Origin of the sequence: Streptomyces sp. NPDC046261 (genome assembly GCF_040646235.1) — a bacterium.
GTDB lineage: Bacteria > Actinomycetota > Actinomycetes > Streptomycetales > Streptomycetaceae > Streptomyces.
In genome coordinates this window covers 81,927-103,919 of record NZ_JBEYZU010000020.1, presented here as the reverse complement: position 1 = coordinate 103,919, position 21,993 = coordinate 81,927, and the positions used below count along the sequence as shown (strand labels likewise).

Below are 21,993 nucleotides of genomic sequence, written 5' to 3'. Positions count from 1 at the left end.
TTTGGCACGCTGTTGAGTTCTCAAGGAACGGACGCTTCCTTTGTACTCACCCTCTCGGGCTTTCCTCCGGGCGCTTCCCTTCGGTATTTCGTGTTCCGACTCTATCAGATCCTTTTCCGTGCCGTTCCCGGCTCGAAATTTTGTTTCCGATTCCCCGTCGGCGGGGTGTTCACTACGTTAGCGGATTTCCCCGGCGGCTCCTAATCGGGCCGGATCATTGTCGTATTTCGGCACAGCGAAATACGGCCCCGATCAAGGGGATGGTTCCTCGTAGTAGTGGTTTGCCGCCCAGAGGTACGCGCACACGGCGCTGCCCGTCTCAAGCGGCTCGCCTACGTTAGGCCCTCCCGGCTCCGGAGTCAAGCACCGTCGCCCGCCCGGCCCTTGGCCTGGCTCTTCGCCCCTGCCCTCCCCCTGTTCCGCGGCACATGGGGCCGGTACGTACTCACCGTCGGGTCGCCGTCCGCCCAGAATCGCCAGGGGTGCGTCGCGCCCTCGCCGCCCACGCCCGTGCGGGGGCCGCTGCGTACCTGGTCGGCAGGGACGGGGTGGCCGGTCAGGACGGACAGGGGACCGTCCGGGCCCGCGCAGAGGTCGACGCCGTTGAGGCCGCGGTCCACGTCCAGGGCCGTGGCGAGGCGGGCCGGGCCCTGGGCGAGCTCGCGGTCGTGGCGGGCCTTGGGGCGGCGGCCGCGGGCGAGGTCGGCACCCTTGATCACTTCCCCGCCGCGCAGGAGGACGCCGCTCGCGGTGCCCTCGGGGCCGCAGACGAGGTTCAGGCTGAACCACATGCCGTAGATGAAGTAGACGTAGGCGTGGCCCGGGGGGCCGAACATCGACGCGTTGCGCTCCGTGCGGCCGCGATAGGCGTGCGATCCGGGGTCGGATTCGCCGGCGTATGCCTCGACCTCCGTGATGCGGAGCTCGATCGTGCCCTCGGGAGCGGTACGGACCAGGGTGCGGCCCAGCAGCTCGGGGGCGACCTCGAGTACGGGACGGTCGAAGAACGCTCGGTCGAGTGGCATACGGTCAGGCGCGGCGATCATGCCGCTCGAGCGTACTGGAAGGGTCCGGGATCGGTCCCGGGTCCGGGGAGGTAGAGATGGTTTTCAAGAAGCTCATGGCGAGCCTGGGTGCGGGCGGTGCCTCGGTCGAGACCGTGCTGTTCGAGGAGAACGTGGTCCCGGGCGGCGTGGCGCAGGGTGAGGTGCGTATTCAGGGCGGCTCCGTCCCGCAGCAGATCGAGGGGCTGTCGGTGGGGCTGCAGGCCCGCGTCGAGGTGGAGCGGGAGGACGGCGAGTACAAGCAGGACGTCGAGTTCACCCGGGTCCAGCTGGGCGGGGCGTTCGAGGTGCAGCCGGGGGCCGTGCACACGGTGCCGTTCGGGCTGGAGATTCCCTGGGAGACGCCGATCACGACCTTCCTGGGCCGGCATCTGACCGGGATGAGCGTGGGGGTCACGACGCACCTGGCGATCGCCCGCGCGGTGGACTCGGGGGATCTCGATCCGGTGAACGTCCACCCGATGCCGGCGCAGCAGGCGATTCTCGACGCGTTCGGGCAGCTGGGCTTCTCCTTCAAGAGCGCCGACCTCGAGCAGGGGCACATCTCGGGGACGCGGCAGCGGCTGCCGTTCTACCAGGAGATCGAGTTCCACGCGCCGTCGCAGTACCGGGGGCTGAACGAGGTCGAGCTGTCGTTCGTCGCGGACGAGCACGAGATGGACGTCGTCCTGGAGATGGACAAGAAGCCGGGGGTGTTCAGCTCGGGCAGCGACACCTACCGCTCGTTCACCGTGGATCTGCGCTCCTACGGGCAGACCGACTGGGCCGCCTACCTCAACCAGTGGCTCGCGGAGGTCGGCGGCCGACGCAGCTGGCTCTGACGGTTCCGGGCGGGGGTACGAGCGGCACGTGCGCACCCCCGCACCCCGTCTCTCCCCTCTCCTGGCGGGTGCCCTCAGGCGAGCAGCACCGTCAGGGGTGATTCGTCGTGGGCCCAGAAGTCGACGGCGTCGGCGAGGACGGCCTCGGCGGTGCGGGCGTCGGCGGGGGCGGACTTGCGGAAGGTGCCCCAGTCCTCCGCCAGCAGCAGGCAGCCGCGTGACTTGCCGGCCTCGCGCCACCAGGAGAGGTCCGTGAGGCAGTCGGCGAGGGCGTCCCAGTTGTGGCCGAACCAGTCGGGGAAGTCGAGGTCGCGGGCGCAGCGGTCGAGGAAGGCAGCCTTGTCGTGGACGCCGTCGAGCCGGAGCCAGGCGCCCCGCCAGTCGGCTTCGGCGGCGAGTGCCATGACGTGTGACGGGGCGTCGGTGGGGGGCAGGTGGTAGACGCCGGGTGGCGTGGAACCGTTGAGGATGCCGGGGAGCCCGGGGTCGGGCAGCAGGCCGGTCATGGGTGTACCACCGCTTCGAAGGTCTGGTAGTGGTCGCTGGTGTAGAAGCGCTCGGAGTGTTCCCCGGTGATGATGCGGCGGGCGCCGCGGTTGCGGGCACCGGGGGTGGGGACGGTGTACTCGCGGTAGTAGCCGCGGGCCTGCCGGGGGAGCCGGTTCTCGTAGTTGCCGAAGACGCTGCCGTCCTTCTCGTAGGGGAAGGGGCCGCCCTTGGCGATGAGTTCGAGGGTACGGCGTGCCTCGGGCGGCAGCCGGTCCTCGGTGACGGTCTTCATGCCCTTCGCCCAGGCGGGGACCGTGGAGGACGTGGTCGCGGCGGGGGTCCGCTCCGTCTTCTGGTCTCCCGGCGAGCATGCGGGGAGCAGCAGGAGGGGCAGGGCGGCCAGGAGTACGGTCAGGGCGCGCATGACGCGGCTCGCCGGTCGGTCTCGTCCGATTTGTCGAAGTACATGAAGCACACTCCCTATGGTCGCAGTCTGCGCCGTCGTGCCGTCGTTAGGCTGGCGCTTTGACCTGTCCGCGTGTACTGGAGGTGTCCCCGTGTCCGACGTGTCCGAGCGGAAGCGACGTCCGCTGCCCCACGATTTTCATCCGCCGGTGCCCTCGTTCGCCGTGGTGAGCGACGATGTGGCGCTGGGTCAGAAGCTGAAGGACGATCAGGTGTACTCCGGCGGCAATCTGTCGCCGGAGCTGCGCTGGGACGGCTTCCCGCCGGAGACCAAGAGCTTCGCCGTGACGTGCTTCGACCCGGACGCGCCCACGGGCAGCGGGTTCTGGCACTGGGTCCTCTTCGACATCCCCGCCACCGTCACCGAGCTCCCGACGGGGGCTGGCAGCGGTGACATGAAGGGGCTTCCGCAGGGCGCGGTGCACGCGCGCAACGACTACGGGACGCGTGACTTCGGCGGTGCCGCGCCGCCGGCGGGGGACGGGCCGCACCGGTACGTGTTCACGGTGTACGCGGTGGACCGGGAGAAGCTGGGGCCGGAGGCGGACGCCTCGCCGGCCGTGGTGGGCTTCCACCTGCGGTTCCACTCGCTCGCGCGGGCGCAGCTGATCGGTGAGTACGAGGTGCCGGCCGCGGGCTGAGCTCCGTACGCCCCGTCAGGCGGGCGCGGGCGTCCGGAAATTCCGTTGCGCCCCGACGCCCCCGGATCGCACAGTGGTGGTGCTTGACCGACGGCTTCGCATGCGGCCGTCGGGCAGTGGATACCGCAGTGGCGGGGGCGGCGGGGCGCGGTTGCGCCGGCCGTCTGCCGGAGTCCGGTTCTGTGCCGGGTGGCCGCGTCCGCTGCCGGACGCTCCGGGCCCGTGTTTCTTACGGGGGAAGGGCCCGGAGCGTTACCCCTTGCTGGTCTTTGTGCTACTTGACCGTTCCTTGTGCTATTTGAGCAGCATTTGGACGATCGCGACGATGCCGACGGCGACGATGACGCCGCGCAGCACGGTGGGGCTCAGTCGGCGGCCGACCTTGGCGCCTATCTGGCCGCCGATCGTGGAGCCGACGGCGATGAGCAGGACGGCGGTCCAGTCGACGTCGGCGACGAAGACGAAGAAGAGGGCGGCGACGCCGTTGACGATGACGCCGAGGACGTTCTTGAGGGCGTTGACGCGCTGGAGTTCGTCGTTGAGGAGCAGGCCCATGAGGGAGAGGTACAGGACGCCCTGGGCCGCGCCGAAGTAGCCGCCGTAGGCGCTGGCCACGAGGAGTCCGGCGAGCAGGGCGGGGCCGCCGTCGGTGGGGGCCTCGGTGCCGTTGCGTTCGTGGCGGCGGGCGAGGGCGCGGGCGAGCCGGGGCTGGAGGACGACCAGCACCAGGGCGAGGGCGATGAGGGCGGGCACGATCGCGTCGAAGGCCTTCGACGGGAGGGCGAGCAGGAGGATCGCGCCGGTGAGTCCGCCGATGAGGGCGGCGATGCCGCAGCGGATGATGCGGTCGCGCTGGCCGCTCAGTTCACGGCGGTAGCCGAAGGCGCCGCTGAAGTTGCCGGGGACCAGGCCCAGGGTGTTGGAGACGTTGGCGACGATCGGTGGCAGTCCGGTGGCGAGGAGCACCGGGAAGGTGAACAGGGTGCCCGAGCCGACGATGGTGTTGATGGTGCCGGCGCCGATGCCGGCGGCGAAGACCGCGAGTGCTTCCCAGATGGACAAGGCCATCTCCTTCAAGGTCAGTGTGTCGCCTCCCCGCCATAGAGGTCGAGGGGCCGCACCGATCATGCATGAAGTCGATCAGCCATGGATAGGGAGGCGGCTCAGTCGATCGTGGGCCGCTCGCGGCGCGGGCTCTCCTTCGCGGGCTTGGGCGCGCCGCCTCCGCCGCCGCCCATGGGGCCGAAGTTGCCGACGGCACCGCTGAGGCCCTTGAGGGCGTCGCCGATCTCGCTGGGGACGATCCAGAGCTTGTTGGCGTCGCCTTCGGCGATCTTCGGGAGCATCTGGAGGTACTGGTAGGCGAGCAGCTTCTCGTCGGCGTCGCCGGCGTGGATGGACTCGAAGACCGTACGGATCGCCTGGGCCTCGCCCTCTGCGCGCAGCGCGGCGGCCCGGGCCTCACCCTCGGCGCGCAGGATCGCGGACTGCTTCTCGCCCTCGGCCGTGAGGATCTGCGACTGGCGGATGCCTTCGGCGGTGAGGATCGCGGCGCGCTTGTCACGGTCGGCGCGCATCTGCTTCTCCATCGAGTCCTGGATGGAGGTCGGCGGCTCGATGGCCTTGAGCTCGACGCGGTTGACGCGGATGCCCCACTTGCCGGTGGCCTCGTCGAGGACGCCGCGCAGGGCCGCGTTGATCTCCTCGCGGGAGGTGAGGGTCCGCTCGAGGTCCATGCCGCCGATGATGTTGCGCAGGGTGGTGACGGTGAGCTGCTCGATGGCCTGGATGAAGCTGGAGACCTCGTAGGTCGCCGCGCGGGCGTCGGTCACCTGGTAGTAGATGACGGTGTCGATGTTGACGACGAGGTTGTCCTGGGTGATCACCGGCTGCGGCGGGAACGGCACGACCTGCTCGCGGAGGTCGATGCGGTTGCGGATGGAGTCGATGAACGGGACGACGATGTTCAGGCCCGCGTTGAGGGTGCGGGTGTAGCGGCCGAAGCGCTCGACGATGGCGGCGCTGGCCTGTGGAATGACCTGCACCGTCTTCATGAGGGCGATGAAGACGAGCACCACCAGGATGATCAGGACGATGATGATCGGTTCCATCGTGGCTCCAGCTCCCCGTGCCGTTGTCGTTGGTCTTGATCGGGCGTTCGTTGATCGTCGTGGTGGAGTCTTTCAGAACCCGGTGCCGGTGTGCAGGCGTTGAGGCCGACTCGTCCGCTCCGCGACGATCTGGGCCTTCACCGCGACGGCGGGCTCCCGCGTCCCGGGGGACCTCACATCACGACGGCCGTCGCGCCGTCGATCTCGACGACGTCCACGTGCTGCCCCACCTCGAAGCTGCGCTCCTCGTCGAGGGCGCGCGCGGACCAGATCTCACCGGCCAGCTTGATGCGCCCGCCGCTGCCGTCGACCCGTTCGAGCACGACGGCCTGCCGGCCCCTGAGCGCGTCGATGCCCGACTTGTGCTCGGGCCGGCGGGAGCGCTGCCGGTTGGCGAGGGGGCGCACGACGGCGATGAGGGCGACGGAGACGACGACGAAGACCACGACCTGGGCCACCAGGCCGCCGTGCAGGGCCGCCGTGATCGCGGCGCCGACGGCGCCGACCGCGAACATGCCGAACTCCGGCATGGCGGTCATGACCAGAGGAATTCCGAGCCCGACGGCGGCTACGAGCCACCACACCCATGTGTCCACATGGTCATGGTAGGGGCGCGAGCCGCTCGGCGGACAGGGCGCCCGGGGGCCCCGTGGGCCCCGGGGCGCGTCAGGCCATCGGCAGGCCCTGTGCGGTCCAGCGGTCGCCGCGGCGCTCGACGATCAGGGGCAGGCCGAAGCAGTGCGAGAGGTTGCGGGAGGTGAGCTCGAGCTCGAGGGGGCCGGCGGCGAGCACCTTGCCCTGACGGATCATCAGGACGTGGGTGAAGCCGGGGGCGATCTCCTCGACGTGGTGGGTGACCATGACCATCGAGGGGGCGAGCGGGTCGCGGGCGAGCCGGCCGAGGCGGCGCACCAGGTCCTCACGGCCGCCGAGGTCGAGGCCGGCGGCGGGCTCGTCGAGCATCAGCAGCTCGGGGTCGGTCATCATCGCGCGGGCGATGAGGGTGCGCTTGCGCTCGCCCTCGGAGAGGGTGCCGAACTTACGGTCCAGGTGCTCCGTCATGCCCAGGACGTCGAGGAAGGCGCGGGCGCGCTGCTCGTCGACGGCCTCGTAGTCCTCCTGCCAGGTGGCCGTCATGCCGTAGGCGGCGGTGAGGACGGTCTCCAGGACGGTCTGGGCGCGCGGCAGCTTGTCGGCGAGGGCGATGCCGGCCATGCCGATGCGGGGGCGGAGCTCGAAGACGTCGACCGCGCCGAGCCTCTCGCCGAGGATCCGGGCGGTGCCCTTGCTCGGGAAGAGGTAGCTGGAGGCGACATTGAGAAGGGTGGTCTTGCCGGCGCCGTTGGGGCCGAGGATCACCCAGCGCTCGCCCTCCTTCACCGACCAGGAGACCTGGTCCACCAGAGCCCGGCCCTCGCGGACCACGGATACGTCCACCAGTTCCAGCACATCGCTCATGAGCGCGTTGTCTCCCATTGCAGTCGCGTCGTCGCTTGCGCCTGTCGGCGCAGCCCCCAAGGAAAAACCTACGCCACCGGTTGTCGGTGCCAGTCCTTAGGCTGGGGGCCATGCTCGATGAACATCGCTCAGGACGGCTCACCGCGTGGGGAAATGCCCTTCTTGCCGGATTTGCCGCACCGGATGACGCGGCGCACCACATCACCGGAAGTGACGCGGTCCACCGCGTCACCGGTCTGCCCGGCGAGTCGGGCCCGGTGGGGCTCACCCTGGCGCTCGGCCGGCTGCGGGCGCTCGGCGCGACGGGGCTGAGGCTGGCGCTGCCGGCCCCGGGCCACCCTCTCGGCCTGAGCGGACCGCCGGAGTTCAACGCCCGCGCCCTGGAGGCCGAGGAGGCGGTGATCGCCACGGGTGCCGCGCTGGGCCTCGTACCGGAGGTGTACGAGGCGGGGCCCGAGGGCGATGTGCACGTGGAGGTCCTCTGGCACTGCCTGCCGGTGCGCGAGGCCCCGCCCGCCGACGTGCCGTCCCTGTCGGAGGCCGAGCGGGAGCTGGCGGAGGCGCTGCGGGACGCGACCGAGGTCCTCACCCGGCTGGACGTGGCCGGCTCCGGCCCGGTGGCCCAGGCGGCACTGGAGGCATACCGGGCGCGGGCCGAGCGCGGGCGCGAGGTGCTCGCGCCGGGGTATCCGCCGCGCGCGGTGCGGGTGCTGGAGCTGGCGCAGCGCGTCGGGGCGCTGATCTCGATCGCCTACGAGCCGGGGGACGCCGAGGGGCGTGAGCACGGCGGGGCGGTGAGCGCGTCGGAGATCGCGGCGCGGGCGGCGGCGCTTCGGCCGGTGGAGCGTACGGCCCGGCGGGCGCAGGTGGCGGCGTACAACGCGATGCTGGAGGAGCGGGACCGGCGGGGCCGCTGACGGCGCCTGCCGGACGGACAGCGGGAAGGCCCCGCGGACCTGCCGGTCCGCGGGGCCTTTCCTGCGCGTCCGCGCGTCAACGGTGGGACGCGCGCGGCGTCGGTCAGTGATGACCGTTGTCGTGACCACCGTTGTCGTGACCACCATTGTGGTGGCCGCCGTTGTGGTGGCCGCCGTTGTGGTGACCCTCGTGGTGGCGGCCCTCGTGGACTACCTCGTGGTGCTCCTCCTCGTGGACTTCCCTGTGACCGCCGTTGACGCAGGTGTTCCCGAAGGTCGGGTTCAGGAGCCCGATGAGGTCGATGCTGTTGCCACAGATGTTGATCGGGATGGCGATCGGCACCTGGATGACGTTGCCCGAGATGACACCCGGCGAGCCCTTCGCGGCGCCCGAGGCCAGGGCCCCGCCGAAGTCCCCGTCGCCGCCGGCGACGGCGGGCGCGACGGAGGCGCCGACGGCGACGCCGGCGGCGACCAGAGCGAGGGCGGCCTTCTTGGCAGTGTTCATGTGGTGGTCTTCCTCTTGATGACTGACCTGGTCAGGCCCTGCCACGGGGCCCTGTACCTATGAACGCCAATGCACCGCCGATGGCACGGCCATCGGCGGTGTTTGCCCTCATTCGGACGATTGATCACCCTCGGATGTCGGCTCCGACGGGGCGGAGCCGACCGCCCGACGAGGCGGGGTGGTGCTGATTACTCGTTGACGCAGACGTTGCCGCTGGTCGGGTTGAAGAGGCCGACCACGCTGATGGTGTTGCCGCAGGCGTTCACGGGCACCTCGACGGGGACCTGGACGACATTGCCGGAGGCGACGCCAGGCGAGTTCTTCGCCACACCGTCCGCGCCGCCACCGTGGGCAGAGGCGGCACCGGCGCCGGCGAGGGCGAGACCGCCGACGGCGAGCGTGACAGCAGCGGCCTTCTTGATGTTCTTCACTCTTCCAATGACCTTCCTGGAGTGTTACCAGAGCGTCGCCACGGCCATCAGCCGCGGTTACGCCATGGAAAACGGGCCAGGGCCATTCGGGTTGCGCCACCGGACGGGTTATCACACGACCGCATGAAATCTTTGATGAGAACGCGACGTTCCGCTACCACCGGACGCCGCGCCTCCTCAGGCCCCTATCCCATGGCGGACGGCCCACAGCGCCGCCTGCGTCCGGTCGGCGAGGTCGAGCTTCATCAGGATGTTCGAGACGTGCGTCTTGACGGTCTTCTCCGACAGGACCAGCGCCCGGGCGATCTCCCGGTTGGAACGGCCGTCGGCGATCAGCGCGAGCACCTCGCGCTCCCGGTCGGTGAGCGCGTTGCCCCTCCCCTGACCCCCGCCGCCCGCCTCCTCCTGGGAGAGCAGGGCGTCGGCCACCTCGGGCTGCAGCAGGACGTGCCCGGCGTGCACGGACCTGATGGCGCCGGCCAGGGCGTCGGGGTCCACGTCCTTGTAGACGTAGCCCGCCGCGCCGGCCCGCAGGGCGGGGATGACCGTGCGCTGCTCGGTGAAGCTGGTGACGATCAGCACCCGGGCCGGGTTGGCCAGCTCCCTGAGCCGGCGCAGCGCCTCGATGCCGTCCATGCCGGGCATCTTCACGTCCATCAGGACGACGTCCGGGCGCAGCTCCTCGGCGCGCTCGACGCCCTCGGCGCCGTCGGCGGCCTCCCCCACCACCTCTATGTCGTCCTGGACCTCCAGGAAGGTGCGCAGCCCCCTGCGGACGACCTGGTGGTCGTCCACCAGCAGGACCTTGATCACCCGGTTCTCAGCCACCGGGCACCTCCATTTCGATCGTGGTGCCCTTGCCGGGCTCCGAGACGACGGTCAGGGTGCCGCCGACGCCGCTCGCCCGGTCCCGCATGGACACCAGGCCCAGGTGGCGGCCCGCCCGGCGGACGGCGGAGGGGTCGAAGCCCCGGCCGTCGTCGGCCACGCGCAGGGCCGCGCCGGGGCCGAGGCGGGTGAGGGTGACGCGGACGGTGCCGGCCCCGGAGTGGCGCAGGGCGTTGTGCAGGGCCTCCTGGGCCACGCGCAGCAGCGCCTCCTCCTGGGCGGCCGGCAGGGCCCGTACGCCGTGCGCCGCGAAGGTGACGTGGGCGGTGTGGGCCCGGTCGAGGACCTTGACCTGGGTGCGCAGGGTGGCGACGAGGCCGTCCTCGTCGAGGCCGGCGGGGCGCAGTTCCACCACGGCGGCGCGCAGTTCGTCGGCGGCCTCGGCGGCGAGCCGGGCGACCTCGTGCAGCTCCCCCTTGGCGCGGGCGGGGTCGCGGTCGACCAGGGCGGTGGCGGCCTGGGCGGTCAGGCGCAGGGAGAAGAGCTTCTGGGAGACGGCGTCGTGGAGCTCGTGGGCGAGGCGGGCCCGTTCGCCGGCGATGGTCAGCTCGCGGCTGCGCTCGTAGAGGCGGGCGTTGGTGAGGGCTATGGCGGCGTGCTGGGCGAGCATGCCGAGGAGTTCCTCGTCCTCTGCCGTGAACCCGCAGCCGCCCTCGGGCTTGGGGCACTTCTTGTTGGCGAGGAAGAGGGCGCCGAGGATCTCGTCCCCGTCGGCGACCGGCATGCCGATGAAGTCGCTCATGTCGGGGTGGGCGCTGGGCCAGCCCTCGAAGCGGGGGTCCTGGCGGACGTCGCCCAGGCGCTGTGGGGTGGCCTCCTGGAGCATCGCGGCGAGGATGCCGTGCTGGCGGGGCAGGGGACCGATGGCCTTCCACTCCTCGTCGTCGATGCCGGCGACCACGAACTGGGCGAAGCCTCCGTGGTCGTCGGGGACGCCGAGGGCGGCGTACTCGGCGTCGAGGAGCTCACGGGCGGAGACGACGATCGTCTGCAGGACGTCGCGCACCTCCAGGTGCCGGCTCATGGCGAGGAGGGCGGTGCTCACGGCGGTCAGGCCGGAGCGGGGGCCGTTGGTCATGGGCTCACGGTACCGAGGGGCGCCGGGTCGGGTATCGGGCCGGCGGTGGCAGGCGACGGGGACGGGGGACCTAGGCCGAAAGGCCCGCGGCCGGGTCACGGTTCCCGAGTTTCATCATGTACGCCTCATCGCCGCGGGGCGGGGGAAGACTCCCGGCATGTCTATACCAACGCAGTGGACGCCCACCCATGGCGATCCCTACCGGCCGGTGCCCTACCGCCCCGAGCGGATGCCCGCCCAGGAGTCCCTCGCCCGCGCCGCCGACCTGCGCGAGCGGATGGACCGGCGGCGGACCGTACGGCAGTTCTCGCCGGACCCGGTGCCGGAGCAGGTGGTGAGGGACGCGATCGCGTGCGCCGCCACGGCGCCCTCCGGGGCGCACCAGCAGCCGTGGACGTTCGTGGTCGTCAAGGATCCGGCGGTGCGCCGGCGCATCCGTGAGGCGGCGGAGGAAGAGGAGCGGCGCTCCTACGAGGGGCGGCTGGGCGAGGAGTGGCTGGCGGCGCTGCGGCCGCTGGGCACGGACGAGGTCAAGCCGCACCTGACGGACGCGCCCGCGCTGATCGTGGTCTTCCAGCAGCGCTACTGGCTCGGCGCGGACGGCGAGCGGCGCAAGCACTATTACGTGGACGAGTCGGTCGGCATCGCGGTGGGGATGCTGCTGTCCGCCCTGCACCTGTCGGGGCTGGCGGCCCTGGTGCACACGCCGAGCCCGATGCGGTTCCTGTCGGAGGTGCTGGGGCGGCCGGTGAACGAGAAGGCGTTCGCGGTGATCCCGGTGGGCTACCCGGCGCCGGACTGCCGGGTCCCGGACCTGGTGCGCAAGAGCCTGGACCAGGTGCTGGTCGAGGTCTGACGCACACCTTCCCACCGGCTACCAGCCGCTCCCACCTCCAGAGATTTTCGATCGCGAACACTCTGCGCAGAAGCGGGCACACCGGGTGAGCATCAGGGGCCCCCGGTGTGACCCCGCTCATGGGACGCACGTCACGTACGAAGCTGCCTAGTGGAACCGTAAAGCCGCCATAAGTCACCGTGCGAGCAGGTCCTCGGCCTTCTTGCCGGGACCTTCGTCCCGGACGCCACAACGAAGCCGGGTAGTACATCGCACCTTTGCCACATGATTTTGCAGCCGCTAACAATTGCCCAGCCGCAGGGCGCCGTCAGATCGACGCGGCGCTTTTTTCGCGCCGATCCGGGCCACTGCGACTCAAGCGATTGGAAGAGGTTCAGCTCAGCATGCGCTCCCCCATCTCCGGTTATAGCCGTCTCACCAAGACCCACAAGTTCTCCGCCGCCGGCATCGCCGCGGCCGGTGCCGCCGCCCTGGTGTTCGCAGCCATCCCCGGCGGTGCCGCCGACGCCGAGCAGTCCGTAGCCGTGAAGCCGGTCGCCTGGAACGCCACCGCTTTCGGTGAGACCCAGCAGAACGAGCTGACCAAGCAGTCGGACAACGCCGCCAAGCAGGCCAAGGCCGAGGCGGAGGCCAAGAAGAAGGCCGAGGCCGAAGCCGCCGCCAAGGCGAAGGCCGACAAGGAGCGCGCCGAGAAGGAGGCCGCGAGCCGTTCTCAGGAGCGCAAGCCCGTCCCGGCCGCGCCCGCCGCCCCGGCCCCCAAGACCTACGCCAACAACCTTGACGGCTGGATCAAGGAGGCGCTGGACGTCATGAAGGCCAAGGGCATCCCCGGCTCCTACAACGGCATCTACCGCAACATCATGCGGGAGTCGACCGGCAACCCCAAGGCCATCAACCTCTGGGACTCCAACGCCGCCAAGGGCATCCCGTCCAAGGGCCTGCTCCAGGTGATCGACCCGACCTTCAAGGCGTACCACGTCGAGGGCACGTCCTGGGACATCTACGACCCGGTCGCCAACATCACCGCCGCGTGCAACTACGCGTGGAAGGTCTACGGCTCCATGGACAACGTCAACTCGGCGTACTAAAAGAGCTCGTACCACCGCGCATCGTCCCTCTTGCGAGGGGTCTGACCTGCGCGAATGCCGAAGGGCGGCACCCGGGACCGGGTGCCGCCCTTCGGCATAACCATGCAGGGGCGCTACTTGCGCATGACCTCGGGCTCGTGGCGGCGCAGCAGGCGCGCGACCGCGAAGCCGCACGCGATGCCGATCGCGATGAGGGCGATCATGTCGATGCCCCACTGCGTGGCGGTGTGCTCCCAGAGCGGGTCGAGGTTCTTGGGGTCGCCCTTGTCCATCGGGGCCATGATGTGCGAGAGGTCCAGCGTGGCGCCGGCGGCGCCGATGGCCCAGCGGGACGGCATCAGCCAGGCGAACTGCTCGATGCCCGGCGAGTCGTAGATCTTGAACATGATGCCGGTGAAGACGACCTGGACGATCGCGAACATCACCAGCAGCGGCATGGTCTTCTCGGCGGTCTTCACCAGGGAGGAGATGACCAGGCCGATCATCATCGAGGTGAAGCCCAGGGCGATGATCACCAGGCAGAGCTCGGCGGCGGGCAGCGCCTTGAGGATCAGGCCCTCCTCCGGCAGCTTGCGGATGGAGAAGCCGATGGCCGAGATGACCACGCCCTGGATCGCGGTGATGAAGCCGAGGACGATCACCTTGGACATCAGGTACGCCGACCGGGACAGGCCGACGGCCCGCTCCCGTTCGTAGATCACCCGTTCCTTGATCAACTCACGGACGGAGTTGGCCGCGCCGGAGAAGCACGCGCCGACCGCGAGGATCAGCATGATCGTGCCGGCGTCCTGGTTGAAGTGGCCCTTGCCCGGCGCGCCGAGTCCGAAGTCGGACGGGATCACCGTGCTCACGCCGCCGAGGACGGCCGGGAGGATCAGCATCAGGGCCAGGAAGCCGCGGTCGGAGGCGATGACCGAGCAGTAGCGGCGCATCAGGGTCCACAGCTGCGAGCCCCAGCTCTGCGCCTTGGGCGGGCGGACCATCTGCGGCTGGACGTGCACGGACTGCGGGGCGACGGCGTCGATGTCGGCCGCGTACATCTGGTAGTGCTGCGAACCGCGCCAGCGGCCCGACCAGTCGTAGTCGCGGTAGTTCTCGAACGCCGAGAAGACATCCGCCCAGGTCTCGTAGCCGAAGAAGTTGAGCGCCTCCTCCGGCGGGCCGAAGTAGGCCACCGAGCCGCCCGGCGCCATGACGAGCAGCTTGTCGCAGAGCGCGAGCTCGGCGACGGAGTGGGTGACGACCAGGACCGTGCGGCCGTCGTCGGCCAGGCCGCGCAGCAGCTGCATGACGTCGCGGTCCATGCCCGGGTCGAGACCGGAGGTGGGCTCGTCCAGGAAGATCAGCGACGGCTTGGTCAGCAGCTCCAGGGCGACCGAGACGCGCTTGCGCTGGCCGCCGGAGAGGGCGGTGACCTTCTTGTCCTTGTGGATGTCGAGCTTGAGCTCGCGCAGCACCTCGTCGATGCGCGCCTCGCGCTCGGAGGTCGCGGTGTCGCCGGGGAAGCGGAGCTTGGCCGCGTAGCGCAGCGCCTTCCGGACGGTCAGCTCCTTGTGCAGGATGTCGTCCTGCGGGACCAGACCGATGCGCTGCCGCAGCTCGGCGAACTGCTTGTACAGGTTCCGGTTGTCGTAGAGGACGTCGCCCTGGTTGGCGGGCCGGTAGCCGGTGAGCGCCTTGAGCAGGGTGGACTTGCCGGAGCCGGAGGGGCCGATGACGGCGATCAGCGACTTCTCGGGGACGCCGAAGGAGACGTCCTTGAGGATCTGCTTGCCGCCGTCGACCGTGACCGTGAGGTGGCGGGCCGAGAAGGAGACGTCACCGGTGTCGACGAACTCCTCGAGCCGGTCGCCGACCAGCCGGAAGGTGGAGTGACCGACGCCGACGATGTCGTTGGGGCCGATGACCTGCTGGCGGACCGGCTGACCGTTGACGTAGGTGCCGTTGTGGCTGCCGAGGTCGACGATCTCGAAGCCGCCGGCGGTGGCCCGGAACTCGGCGTGGTGGCGGGAGACCTGGAGGTCGGAGACGACCAGCTCGTTGTCCAGCGCACGACCGATGCGCATCACCCGGCCCACGGCCATCTGGTGGAAGCTGGTCGGGCTGCGGTCGCCGTAGACGGGCGGGGCGCCGGCGGCACCCGCCGCCTGCGGGGTCTGCGCGGCCTGCTGCGGGACGTACGACTGCTGGGCCTGCGGCTGCTGCCAGGAGCCCTGCTGCTGCGGGGGGTGCTGGTACTGCTGCCCGGGCCAGCCCTGGCCGGCGGCCTGCTGGCCGGGGTGGGCCGCTCCTGAGTGGCCCGGCTGCTGGTACTGCTGCGGGGGCTGCTGGCCCTGCTGCAGGGGCGAGGCCAGCGCGGTCTGCGCGCTGTAGAGGTCCGCCGCCGGGGCGGCCGCCGCGGCACCGGACAGATTCAGCCGCGGGCCGTCCGTCGCGTTGCCCAGATGCACGGCCGAACCGGGGCCGATCTCCATCTGGTGGATCCGCTGGCCCTGCACGTAGGTGCCGTTGGTGCTGCCGTGGTCCTCGATGACCCAGCTGTGGCCGCCCCACCGCAGGGTGGCGTGCCGCCAGGAGACGCGGGCGTCCTCCAGCACCATGTCACCCTGCGGATCGCGCCCGAGGGTGTATGACCGGGACGGGTCCAACGTCCAGGTCTGTCCATTCAATTCCAGTACGAGTTCCGGCACTCCATGCCCCACTACTTGTCCCCCGATGAGCCCCCTGCACGGGGAGTCTAGGGATGGCGAACATCGGGAGGAACTATTTCAGGCGCAGTCCCCCCACCGAAAGTCGGGAGTGACGCAGAGGTGTACCGGCCCGGTAACAGGCACCGTTGACCGATGCGAAACACGCCCTGACAGTAGTAACCGCCCATGGATGCGTACGGATCATGAACATCCGGGCGACGGGCGGGCACCGGGGGGCCGCGATGACCATGACCAGCGGCAGGCGCGCGGCTGCTGTCGCGGACCTGCTCCTCACCGCGATAGCCGCTGTGAGCTGGGCCTTTCTCACCATGGCAGGGGTCGCGGCGCTGGGCCTGCACCTGGTGGGGGCGGACGCCGCCGGGTCGCTGGGGCCGATGACGGCCGCGGTGGTCGTCCTCGCGGTCGGTGGCTCGGTCACTCCCTCGGGCTCCGTCGAAGCATTCGGCCTGACGGGCGCGGGGGCGCACACCACCATCGACATCACGCCACTGGGAGTGAGCCTGGCCGGGGCGCTGCTGCTCGGCTGGGTCTTCGCCCGGTCGCTGCGCGGGGCGGGGCCGACCGTCCGCGGTGGCGAGCTGGCCGCCCGGGCGGGGGCGGTGGCCGTCCTGTTCCTGCTGCTCCTGGGCGGACTCGCCTGGGCGGGCTCTTCGACCGTCACCATCGACGGCAGCGGGCTGGGGCTCGGGGGCCCGGATTCCGGGAGCGGCCGGCCACGCCTGGAGATACCCGGCCTCGGGGACATCGGGGACATCGGCGGCGGCCTGCCGGAGCGGATCGCGGGCCTGGCCGACGCCAGGGCCTCGGTGGGCTTCTCCGTACGGACGGGGCCGTCGCTGCTCGGCGGCCTGGTGTGGGTCCTCGCGGTCCTGCTGATCACCGTGCTGGCCGCCCGCCGGGCCCCGCTGCCGCGCCGCCTGCGCGCGCTGCACCACGGCGTACGGCCGGTGGCCTCGGCGCTGCGCGCCGTGCTGGTGCTGTCCGTCGCGGCCGGCCTGGCGGCGGCGGTGGCGGCTGCCCCGGGGGACGGCCACCCCCGGCGGGTGGCCGGTGCCGCCCTGCTCGGGGCGCCCAACGGGGTGTGGCTGGGGGTGCCCCTGGGACTGTTCGTGCCCTTGCGGGGCACGGCGAGCGGCTCGCTGCTGCAGGTGCTGCCGCATCCGCTCGACGACCTGCTGCGCATGGGCACGGAGCAGACGGTGACGGTGGGCCGGATCGCGGACCTGGAACCTGTGGCGTGGCTGCTGCCGGTGGGGTGCGCCCTGCTGATGCTGACGGCCGGGGTGCTCACGGCGGCCCGTACGCCCCGGGGCACGGCGGGAAGCGGGGCGTTCGCCGCGCGGTGCGGGCTGTCGCTCGGGGCGGCCACCGCGGTGGCGCTGCCGCTGCTGGTGCTGGCGACCCGGGTGAAGGCCGGCGCGAGCCTGTCGGTGCTGGGCATCGACGCCATGGGCGCCGGCCTGGAACTGGCGGGCAGCGTGCCGCGGGCGCTGGTGCTGGGCGCGGCGTGGGGATGCGGCGCGGGGCTGACCGGCGGGCTGCTGGCCTGCGCCGCGGGCGTCGCCGGCCGCCGGGCCTCGCCCCCGGCGCACCCCCACCCGGACGGCCGCACCTACCCCGACCTGGCCTACCGGCCGGGTCCGTACACCCCGTCGGCGGGGTACCGGCCCGCGCGGGAGGAGACCAATCCGTATCTGCGGCCGCCGGGGGAGGATCCCTTCAGCGCCCCGACGCAGACGAGCCGCTCCCCCATGCCACCGCCGCGCCGGCCGCCACCCCGGCCGCCGCGGCGGCCGGGGTACCGGTACGGTTCCTCGCCGGTACCGCCCCCGGACGACCGGCCGCCGCCACCGCCGGGCGGCCGCCGCTAGGGGCGCCCGCTCCCCGGGCTCCGCCCCGGGTTGCGTCCCGGGGTCGGGGGGAGAAACCCCTGGTGACCGGCGGCGGAAGAAATGCCGCGTACCACAGCGGCAGCGTCCCGGCAGGCGGGACACGTGTACGGGTCCGGCGCGGGGCCGGATACCGTAGGAGCACCATGAGCGCATCGCAGATCCCGCCTGCCACCGCCGTCACCGGCGACGATGTCCCCACCCTCCTCGTCAAGATCTTCGGGAAGGACCGGCCGGGCATCACCGCCGGGCTGTTCGACACCCTCGCCGCCTACGCGGTGGACGTCATAGACATCGAGCAGATCGTCACCCGGGGCCGGATCACCCTGTGCGCGCTCGTGACCGCCCCCCTGGGCGGCGCCGCGACCGAGGGCGACCTGCGGGCCACGGTGCACAGCTGGGCCGACTCGATGCATCTGCAGACCGAGATCATCTCCGGCCGGGGCGACAACCTGCCGCGCGGCACCGGCCGTTCCCATGTCACCGTGCTCGGCCACCCGCTCACCGCGGAGTCGACCGCGGCCATCGCCGCCTGCATCACCGACACCGGCGGCAACATCGACCGCATCTTCCGGCTCGCCAAGTACCCCGTGACCGCCGTGGAGTTCGCGGTCTCGGGCGCGGAGACGGAGAAGCTGCGCACCGCGCTGGCCATCGAATCGGCGGTGCTGGGCGTGGACGTGGCGGTCGTGGCCGCCGGTCTGCAGCGGCGGGCGCAGCGGCTGGTCGTGATGGACGTGGACTCCACGCTCATCCAGGACGAGGTCATCGAGCTGTTCGCCGCCCACGCGGGCTGTGAGGCCGAGGTGGCCGAGGTGACGGCCCGGGCGATGCGGGGCGAGCTGGACTTCGAGCAGTCGCTGCACGAGCGGGTGGCGCTGCTGGCGGGGCTCGACGCGTCGGTGGTGGAGAAGGTGCGGGCCGAGGTGCGGCTCACGCCGGGCGCCCGGACCCTGATCAGGACGCTCAAGCAGCTCGGCTTCCAGGTGGGCGTGGTCTCCGGCGGCTTCACGCAGGTCACGGACGATCTGCGGGAGCGGCTGGGGCTGGACTTCGCGTCCGCCAACACGCTGGAGATCGTCGACGGCAAGCTGACCGGCCGGGTCACGGGCGAGATCGTGGACCGGGCGGGCAAGGCCCGGCTGCTGCGCCGGTTCGCGGCGGAGGCCGGGGTGCCGCTGGCGCAGACGGTCGCGGTCGGTGACGGGGCCAACGACCTGGACATGCTCAACGCGGCCGGCCTGGGGGTGGCGTTCAACGCCAAGCCCGTGGTGCGGGAGGCCGCGCACACCGCCGTGAACGTACCGTTCCTGGACACCGTCCTCTATCTGCTGGGCGTCACCCGTGAAGAGGTCGAGGCGGCCAACACCCACGAGTGACCCCGATGGGGGTACGGGAACAACGCGTACCCCCGGGCGTCGTGCCTACGCGTTCGGGGCCCAGAAGGCGACCAGGCGGGCCACGCCGTGCTCGACGGACTTCCAGGAGCCGGTGAAGGCGAGGACGGCCACCGCGGACGTGGGGAAGCCGGAACGGTTCATGCGCGGCAGCAGATCGCCGTCGGCCTCGCCCGCCAGCGCGTCGGCCAGGGCGTGCATGCCGGGGTTGTGCCCGATGAGGACCAGGTCGGTCACTTCGTCGGAGACCTCGTTGAGCAGCGCGATCAGCTCGCCGAGGGAAGCCTCGTACATGCGCTCCTCGTAGACCGTGCGGGGGCGCTCCGGGAGCTCGGCGACGGCGAGCTTCCAGGTCTCCCGGGTACGGACGGAGGTCGAGCACAGGGCCAGGTCGGGGGTGATGCCGGAACCGGCGAGCCAGCGGCCTGCGACGGGGGCGTCCTTGCGGCCTCGGTCGGCGAGCGGACGCTCGTGGTCGTCGACGTCGGACCATTCGGCCTTGGCGTGCCGGAGGATGACGATCCTGCGGGTCGGTTCGGAGCTCATACCGTCCAGCTTCGCATGAAACCCACCGCCGGGCGCGGGGTGTTGGCAGGCTTGCCCCCGCCGGGTGGCGGCCCCGCGCACGCGGGTGCTCACAGTGCCAGGCGCGCGGCGGAGTGCTGCAGGAGCTGGACCACCCGCACCACCGTGCCGCCGCCGGAGCCGCGGCCGCTGTCGGCCGAGGCGGGGGACGCCGGCAGGGAGAACAGCGCCACGAACGCGGCCGCGGGCAGGGCCAGGGCCCACCACGGCAGCCTCGTCTGCTGCCGGGCCCGGGTGCCGGCTGTGCTGACTGGGGAGCGGGCCTGCCTGCCGGTGGACATGGGGATCGCCTCCGAGGGGTTCGGTGCACCGCCGCGTCGCGGTGTCCTACGAACCTACGGAGAGCGGCTTCCGCCGCCCATCCGGCAAGCCACCCACATACCCCTGACGCAGGCCCCCTAGGGGACGGTGGTGCCAGGTCCACCACGCGGGCGGACGGGCCGCGCCGCCGTGCGGTTCAGGGTGAGGCGATCGTCGCGATCACACCGATGACGACGGTGATGCCGAGCATCACGCCGAGGATGGTCAGCAGGGCCTTCTGGCCGTTCTTGGGGTTCTCGTCGAGGACGGGCATGCGCACAGTCTCCCACTCCCGTCCGCACCGCCGTCATCCGGGCGTATGGGTCACCCAGGCGTGGCGTATGCCCAGCCAGCAGCGCTGGGTGAGCGAGACGTGCCGGGCGGGCCCGACGGCGACGGGCGCGGTGTCCATGCCGGGGTCCCACCAGCGGGCGCACTCCAGGTGGAGCTGGACGCGGTCCAGGGCGGCGTTGCCGTTGAAGCAGTGGGCGGTGGCGTGGGAGCCCTCGACACGGGTGTGGCACTCCGCCTCGCGCGGAGGTTCGGGGGCGGCGCCGGTCCCGGGTCCGGCGCTCGCCGGCGGCGCGCCGGTCAGCGCGGCACCCGCCAGCAGGAGCAGTGCCGCCGTACGGCGAACGGGGACGCGCATGGCCCGTACCTCCTCCCTGCACCCCAGTGTGCGGGCGCTCGCCGCGCCGCACGACCCGGGAGCGGGCCGGGGAACGCGCGATGCCCGCCCCGGCAGGCTTCCGGGGCGGGCATCGCTCATGCGCCGGGGGCTCAGGCGCCCATCATGTGCACGCCGCCGTCGACGTGGACGATCTCACCCGTGGTGCGGGGGAAGAAGTCCGACAGCAGACCGACCACACCGCGGCCGGCCGGCTCCGGGTCGGCCAGGTCCCAGCCGATGGGGGCGCGGTGGTTCCACACGTCCGCGAGCTCCTCGAAGCCCGGGATGGACTTGGCGGCCATCGACTTGATCGGGCCGGCGGAGACCAGGTTGCAGCGGATGCCCTTGGGGCCCAGGTCGCGCGCCAGGTAGCGGTTGGTGGACTCCAGGGCCGCCTTGGCCACGCCCATCCAGTCGTACTTCGGCCAGGCGATCTGCGCGTCGAAGGTCAGGCCGACGATCGAGCCGCCCTCGCGCATCAGCGGCAGCAGGGCCATGGCCAGCGACTTGTAGGAGTACGCCGAGATCTGGACGGCCGTGGAGACGTCCTCCCAGGTGCCCTCGAGGAAGTTGAAGGCGCCCTGCGGGCCGAAGGCGATGGAGTGCACGATGCCGTCCAGGGCGACGCCGTCGCCCAGGTGCTCGCGGACCTTGTCGGCCAGGCCGTCGAGGTGCTCCTGGTTGGAGACGTCCAGCTCGATGACGGGCGCCGGCTTGGGCAGCCGCTTGGCGATGCGCTCGACCAGGGAGAGCCGGCCGAAGCCGGTCAGGATGACCTCGGCGCCCTCGTTCTGGGCGACCTTCGCCGCCTGGAAGGCGATCGAGGACTCGGTGAGGACACCCGTGACGAGGATGCGCTTGCCTGCGAGGATTCCACTCATGGCGATCAGTGACCCATGCCCAATCCGCCGTCGACAGGAATGACGGCTCCGGTGATGTATGCGGCGTCCTCGGAGGCGAGGAAGCGGACCGAGGCGGCGATCTCCTCGGGCTGCGCGTAGCGGCCCAGCGGGACGTTGCCGACGATTCCCGCACGCTGCTCGTCGGTGAGCACACGGGTCATGTCGGTGTCCACGAAGCCGGGCGCGACGACGTTGACGGTGATGTTGCGCGAGCCCAGCTCGCGGGCGAGCGAGCGGGCGAAGCCGACGAGGCCGGCCTTGGAGGCGGCGTAGTTCGCCTGGCCCGCCGAGCCCATCAGGCCGACGACGGAGGAGATCAGCACGACGCGGCCCTTGCGGGCCCGCAGCATGGCCTTCGAGGCGCGCTTGACGACCCGGAACGTGCCGGTGAGGTTGGTCTCCACCACGGAGGTGAAGTCCTCCTCGGACATGCGCAGCAGCAGCTGGTCGCGGGTGACGCCGGCGTTGGCCACCAGCACCTCGACCGCGCCCTGCTTCTCCTCGATCTCCTTGTATGCCTGCTCGACCTGCTCCGGGTCCGTGATGTCGCACTTCACGGCGAGGAAGCCGGCGGGCGGCTCCCCCGAGCGGTAGGTGATGGCGACCTTGTCGCCCGCTTCGGCGAACGCGCGGGCGATGGCGAGGCCGATGCCACGGTTTCCTCCGGTGACGAGAACCGAGCGGCTCAAAGGATCACCCTTCCGTTTTGTTCCCATAGTGGTGC

At 71.4% G+C, this 21,993-nt stretch carries 26 protein-coding genes; 8 read left to right on the top strand and 18 right to left on the bottom strand.

Going from position 1 to position 21,993, the window contains the following annotated elements:
* Positions 1-204: hypothetical protein (locus tag ABZ956_RS26305; RefSeq protein WP_360917356.1), on the top strand; the 204-nt coding region annotated here is incomplete at its 5' end.
* A gap of 155 nt (positions 205-359) precedes the next feature.
* On the opposite strand, the gene ABZ956_RS26300 is transcribed toward ABZ956_RS26305, so the two are convergent.
* A complete protein-coding gene (locus ABZ956_RS26300; protein ID WP_361898452.1) occupies positions 360-1,046 on the bottom strand; it encodes a DNA-3-methyladenine glycosylase in 687 nt (228 codons plus the stop codon).
* Positions 1,047-1,102: 56 nt separating this feature from the next.
* Between ABZ956_RS26300 and ABZ956_RS26295 the strand changes: the two genes are divergently transcribed.
* Positions 1,103-1,885 (top strand): sporulation protein, encoded by a 783-nt coding sequence (locus tag ABZ956_RS26295; protein WP_361898449.1) that lies wholly within the window; start codon positions 1,103-1,105, stop codon positions 1,883-1,885.
* A 74-nt stretch (positions 1,886-1,959) separates the two neighbouring features.
* Here ABZ956_RS26295 and ABZ956_RS26290 read toward each other — a convergent pair whose 3' ends face one another.
* Entirely contained in the window at positions 1,960-2,391 is a 432-nt protein-coding gene (locus ABZ956_RS26290) for a barstar family protein (RefSeq protein ID WP_361898446.1), read from the bottom strand.
* On the bottom strand, positions 2,388-2,798 hold the full coding sequence (locus ABZ956_RS26285) for a ribonuclease domain-containing protein (protein WP_361898444.1): 411 nt from the start codon (positions 2,796-2,798) through the stop codon (positions 2,388-2,390). The genes ABZ956_RS26290 and ABZ956_RS26285 overlap by 4 nt, the downstream gene beginning before the upstream one ends.
* Before the next feature lie 142 nt (positions 2,799-2,940).
* Between ABZ956_RS26285 and ABZ956_RS26280 the strand changes: the two genes are divergently transcribed.
* A complete protein-coding gene (locus tag ABZ956_RS26280) occupies positions 2,941-3,480 on the top strand; it encodes a YbhB/YbcL family Raf kinase inhibitor-like protein (protein WP_361898467.1) in 540 nt (179 codons plus the stop codon).
* 294 nt (positions 3,481-3,774) lie between these two features.
* Here the strand turns inward: ABZ956_RS26280 and ABZ956_RS26275 are convergent, their stop codons facing one another.
* The 4 genes from ABZ956_RS26275 to ABZ956_RS26260 all read right to left on the bottom strand — a co-directional run bounded on the left by ABZ956_RS26275 (position 3,775) and on the right by ABZ956_RS26260 (position 7,067).
* On the bottom strand, positions 3,775-4,548 hold the full coding sequence (locus tag ABZ956_RS26275) for a sulfite exporter TauE/SafE family protein (RefSeq protein ID WP_361898441.1): 774 nt from the start codon (positions 4,546-4,548) through the stop codon (positions 3,775-3,777).
* A gap of 95 nt (positions 4,549-4,643) precedes the next feature.
* Complete coding sequence (locus ABZ956_RS26270) at positions 4,644-5,591, bottom strand: SPFH domain-containing protein (RefSeq protein ID WP_361898438.1); 948 nt, start codon at positions 5,589-5,591, stop codon at positions 4,644-4,646.
* 173 nt (positions 5,592-5,764) lie between these two features.
* A complete protein-coding gene (locus ABZ956_RS26265) occupies positions 5,765-6,130 on the bottom strand; it encodes an NfeD family protein (protein WP_361898464.1) in 366 nt (121 codons plus the stop codon).
* 127 nt (positions 6,131-6,257) lie between these two features.
* The gene (locus ABZ956_RS26260) at positions 6,258-7,067 is read right to left on the bottom strand and encodes an ABC transporter ATP-binding protein (protein ID WP_361898435.1); all 810 of its coding nucleotides are present in this window, start codon (positions 7,065-7,067) and stop codon (positions 6,258-6,260) included.
* Positions 7,068-7,159: 92 nt separating this feature from the next.
* On the opposite strand from ABZ956_RS26260, the gene ABZ956_RS26255 reads away from it, so the two are divergent.
* Complete coding sequence (locus ABZ956_RS26255) at positions 7,160-7,966, top strand: hypothetical protein (RefSeq protein ID WP_361898432.1); 807 nt, start codon at positions 7,160-7,162, stop codon at positions 7,964-7,966.
* A 103-nt stretch (positions 7,967-8,069) separates the two neighbouring features.
* Here the strand turns inward: ABZ956_RS26255 and ABZ956_RS26250 are convergent, their stop codons facing one another.
* The 4 genes from ABZ956_RS26250 to ABZ956_RS26235 form a co-directional block, all read right to left on the bottom strand.
* Positions 8,070-8,474 (bottom strand): chaplin, encoded by a 405-nt coding sequence (locus ABZ956_RS26250; RefSeq protein WP_361898429.1) that lies wholly within the window; start codon positions 8,472-8,474, stop codon positions 8,070-8,072.
* A 188-nt stretch (positions 8,475-8,662) separates the two neighbouring features.
* Positions 8,663-8,905 carry a chaplin gene (locus ABZ956_RS26245; protein ID WP_361898426.1) on the bottom strand — a complete coding sequence of 81 codons (243 nt, stop codon included), beginning with the start codon at positions 8,903-8,905 and terminating at the stop codon, positions 8,663-8,665.
* A 177-nt stretch (positions 8,906-9,082) separates the two neighbouring features.
* On the bottom strand, positions 9,083-9,733 hold the full coding sequence (locus ABZ956_RS26240; protein ID WP_361898423.1) for a response regulator transcription factor: 651 nt from the start codon (positions 9,731-9,733) through the stop codon (positions 9,083-9,085).
* Positions 9,726-10,871, bottom strand: coding sequence for a GAF domain-containing sensor histidine kinase (locus ABZ956_RS26235; protein ID WP_361898420.1), 1,146 nt, complete (start codon positions 10,869-10,871; stop codon positions 9,726-9,728). The genes ABZ956_RS26240 and ABZ956_RS26235 overlap by 8 nt, the downstream gene beginning before the upstream one ends.
* Before the next feature lie 157 nt (positions 10,872-11,028).
* On the opposite strand from ABZ956_RS26235, the gene ABZ956_RS26230 reads away from it, so the two are divergent.
* Both ABZ956_RS26230 and ABZ956_RS26225 read left to right on the top strand, forming a co-directional pair.
* Positions 11,029-11,727 (top strand): nitroreductase family protein, encoded by a 699-nt coding sequence (locus ABZ956_RS26230; protein ID WP_361898417.1) that lies wholly within the window; start codon positions 11,029-11,031, stop codon positions 11,725-11,727.
* Between the two features lie 383 nt (positions 11,728-12,110).
* On the top strand, positions 12,111-12,815 hold the full coding sequence (locus tag ABZ956_RS26225; protein ID WP_361898414.1) for a transglycosylase SLT domain-containing protein: 705 nt from the start codon (positions 12,111-12,113) through the stop codon (positions 12,813-12,815).
* 113 nt (positions 12,816-12,928) lie between these two features.
* Here ABZ956_RS26225 and ABZ956_RS26220 read toward each other — a convergent pair whose 3' ends face one another.
* On the bottom strand, positions 12,929-15,517 hold the full coding sequence (locus ABZ956_RS26220; protein ID WP_361898411.1) for an FHA domain-containing protein: 2,589 nt from the start codon (positions 15,515-15,517) through the stop codon (positions 12,929-12,931).
* Positions 15,518-15,747: 230 nt separating this feature from the next.
* Here ABZ956_RS26220 and ABZ956_RS26215 point away from each other — a divergent pair, with 230 nt between their 5' ends.
* Positions 15,748-17,397 (top strand): streptophobe family protein, encoded by a 1,650-nt coding sequence (locus ABZ956_RS26215; RefSeq protein WP_361898408.1) that lies wholly within the window; start codon positions 15,748-15,750, stop codon positions 17,395-17,397.
* Between the two features lie 164 nt (positions 17,398-17,561).
* Positions 17,562-18,794 (top strand): phosphoserine phosphatase SerB, encoded by a 1,233-nt coding sequence (serB, locus tag ABZ956_RS26210; protein ID WP_361898405.1) that lies wholly within the window; start codon positions 17,562-17,564, stop codon positions 18,792-18,794.
* Positions 18,795-18,839: 45 nt separating this feature from the next.
* Here serB and ABZ956_RS26205 read toward each other — a convergent pair whose 3' ends face one another.
* The 6 genes from ABZ956_RS26205 to fabG form a co-directional block, all read right to left on the bottom strand.
* Positions 18,840-19,358 carry a histidine phosphatase family protein gene (locus tag ABZ956_RS26205; protein WP_361898402.1) on the bottom strand — a complete coding sequence of 173 codons (519 nt, stop codon included), beginning with the start codon at positions 19,356-19,358 and terminating at the stop codon, positions 18,840-18,842.
* Positions 19,359-19,447: 89 nt separating this feature from the next.
* Complete coding sequence (locus tag ABZ956_RS26200; protein ID WP_361898400.1) at positions 19,448-19,678, bottom strand: hypothetical protein; 231 nt, start codon at positions 19,676-19,678, stop codon at positions 19,448-19,450.
* Between the two features lie 176 nt (positions 19,679-19,854).
* Positions 19,855-19,971, bottom strand: coding sequence for an SGM_5486 family transporter-associated protein (locus ABZ956_RS26195; protein WP_361898397.1), 117 nt, complete (start codon positions 19,969-19,971; stop codon positions 19,855-19,857).
* A 33-nt stretch (positions 19,972-20,004) separates the two neighbouring features.
* Entirely contained in the window at positions 20,005-20,346 is a 342-nt protein-coding gene (locus tag ABZ956_RS26190; protein WP_361898395.1) for a hypothetical protein, read from the bottom strand.
* A 131-nt stretch (positions 20,347-20,477) separates the two neighbouring features.
* The gene (gene fabI, locus ABZ956_RS26185; RefSeq protein ID WP_361898392.1) at positions 20,478-21,248 is read right to left on the bottom strand and encodes an enoyl-ACP reductase FabI; all 771 of its coding nucleotides are present in this window, start codon (positions 21,246-21,248) and stop codon (positions 20,478-20,480) included.
* 5 nt (positions 21,249-21,253) lie between these two features.
* Complete coding sequence (gene fabG / locus ABZ956_RS26180; protein ID WP_361898390.1) at positions 21,254-21,958, bottom strand: 3-oxoacyl-[acyl-carrier-protein] reductase; 705 nt, start codon at positions 21,956-21,958, stop codon at positions 21,254-21,256.
* Positions 21,959-21,993: the final 35 nt, after the last annotated feature.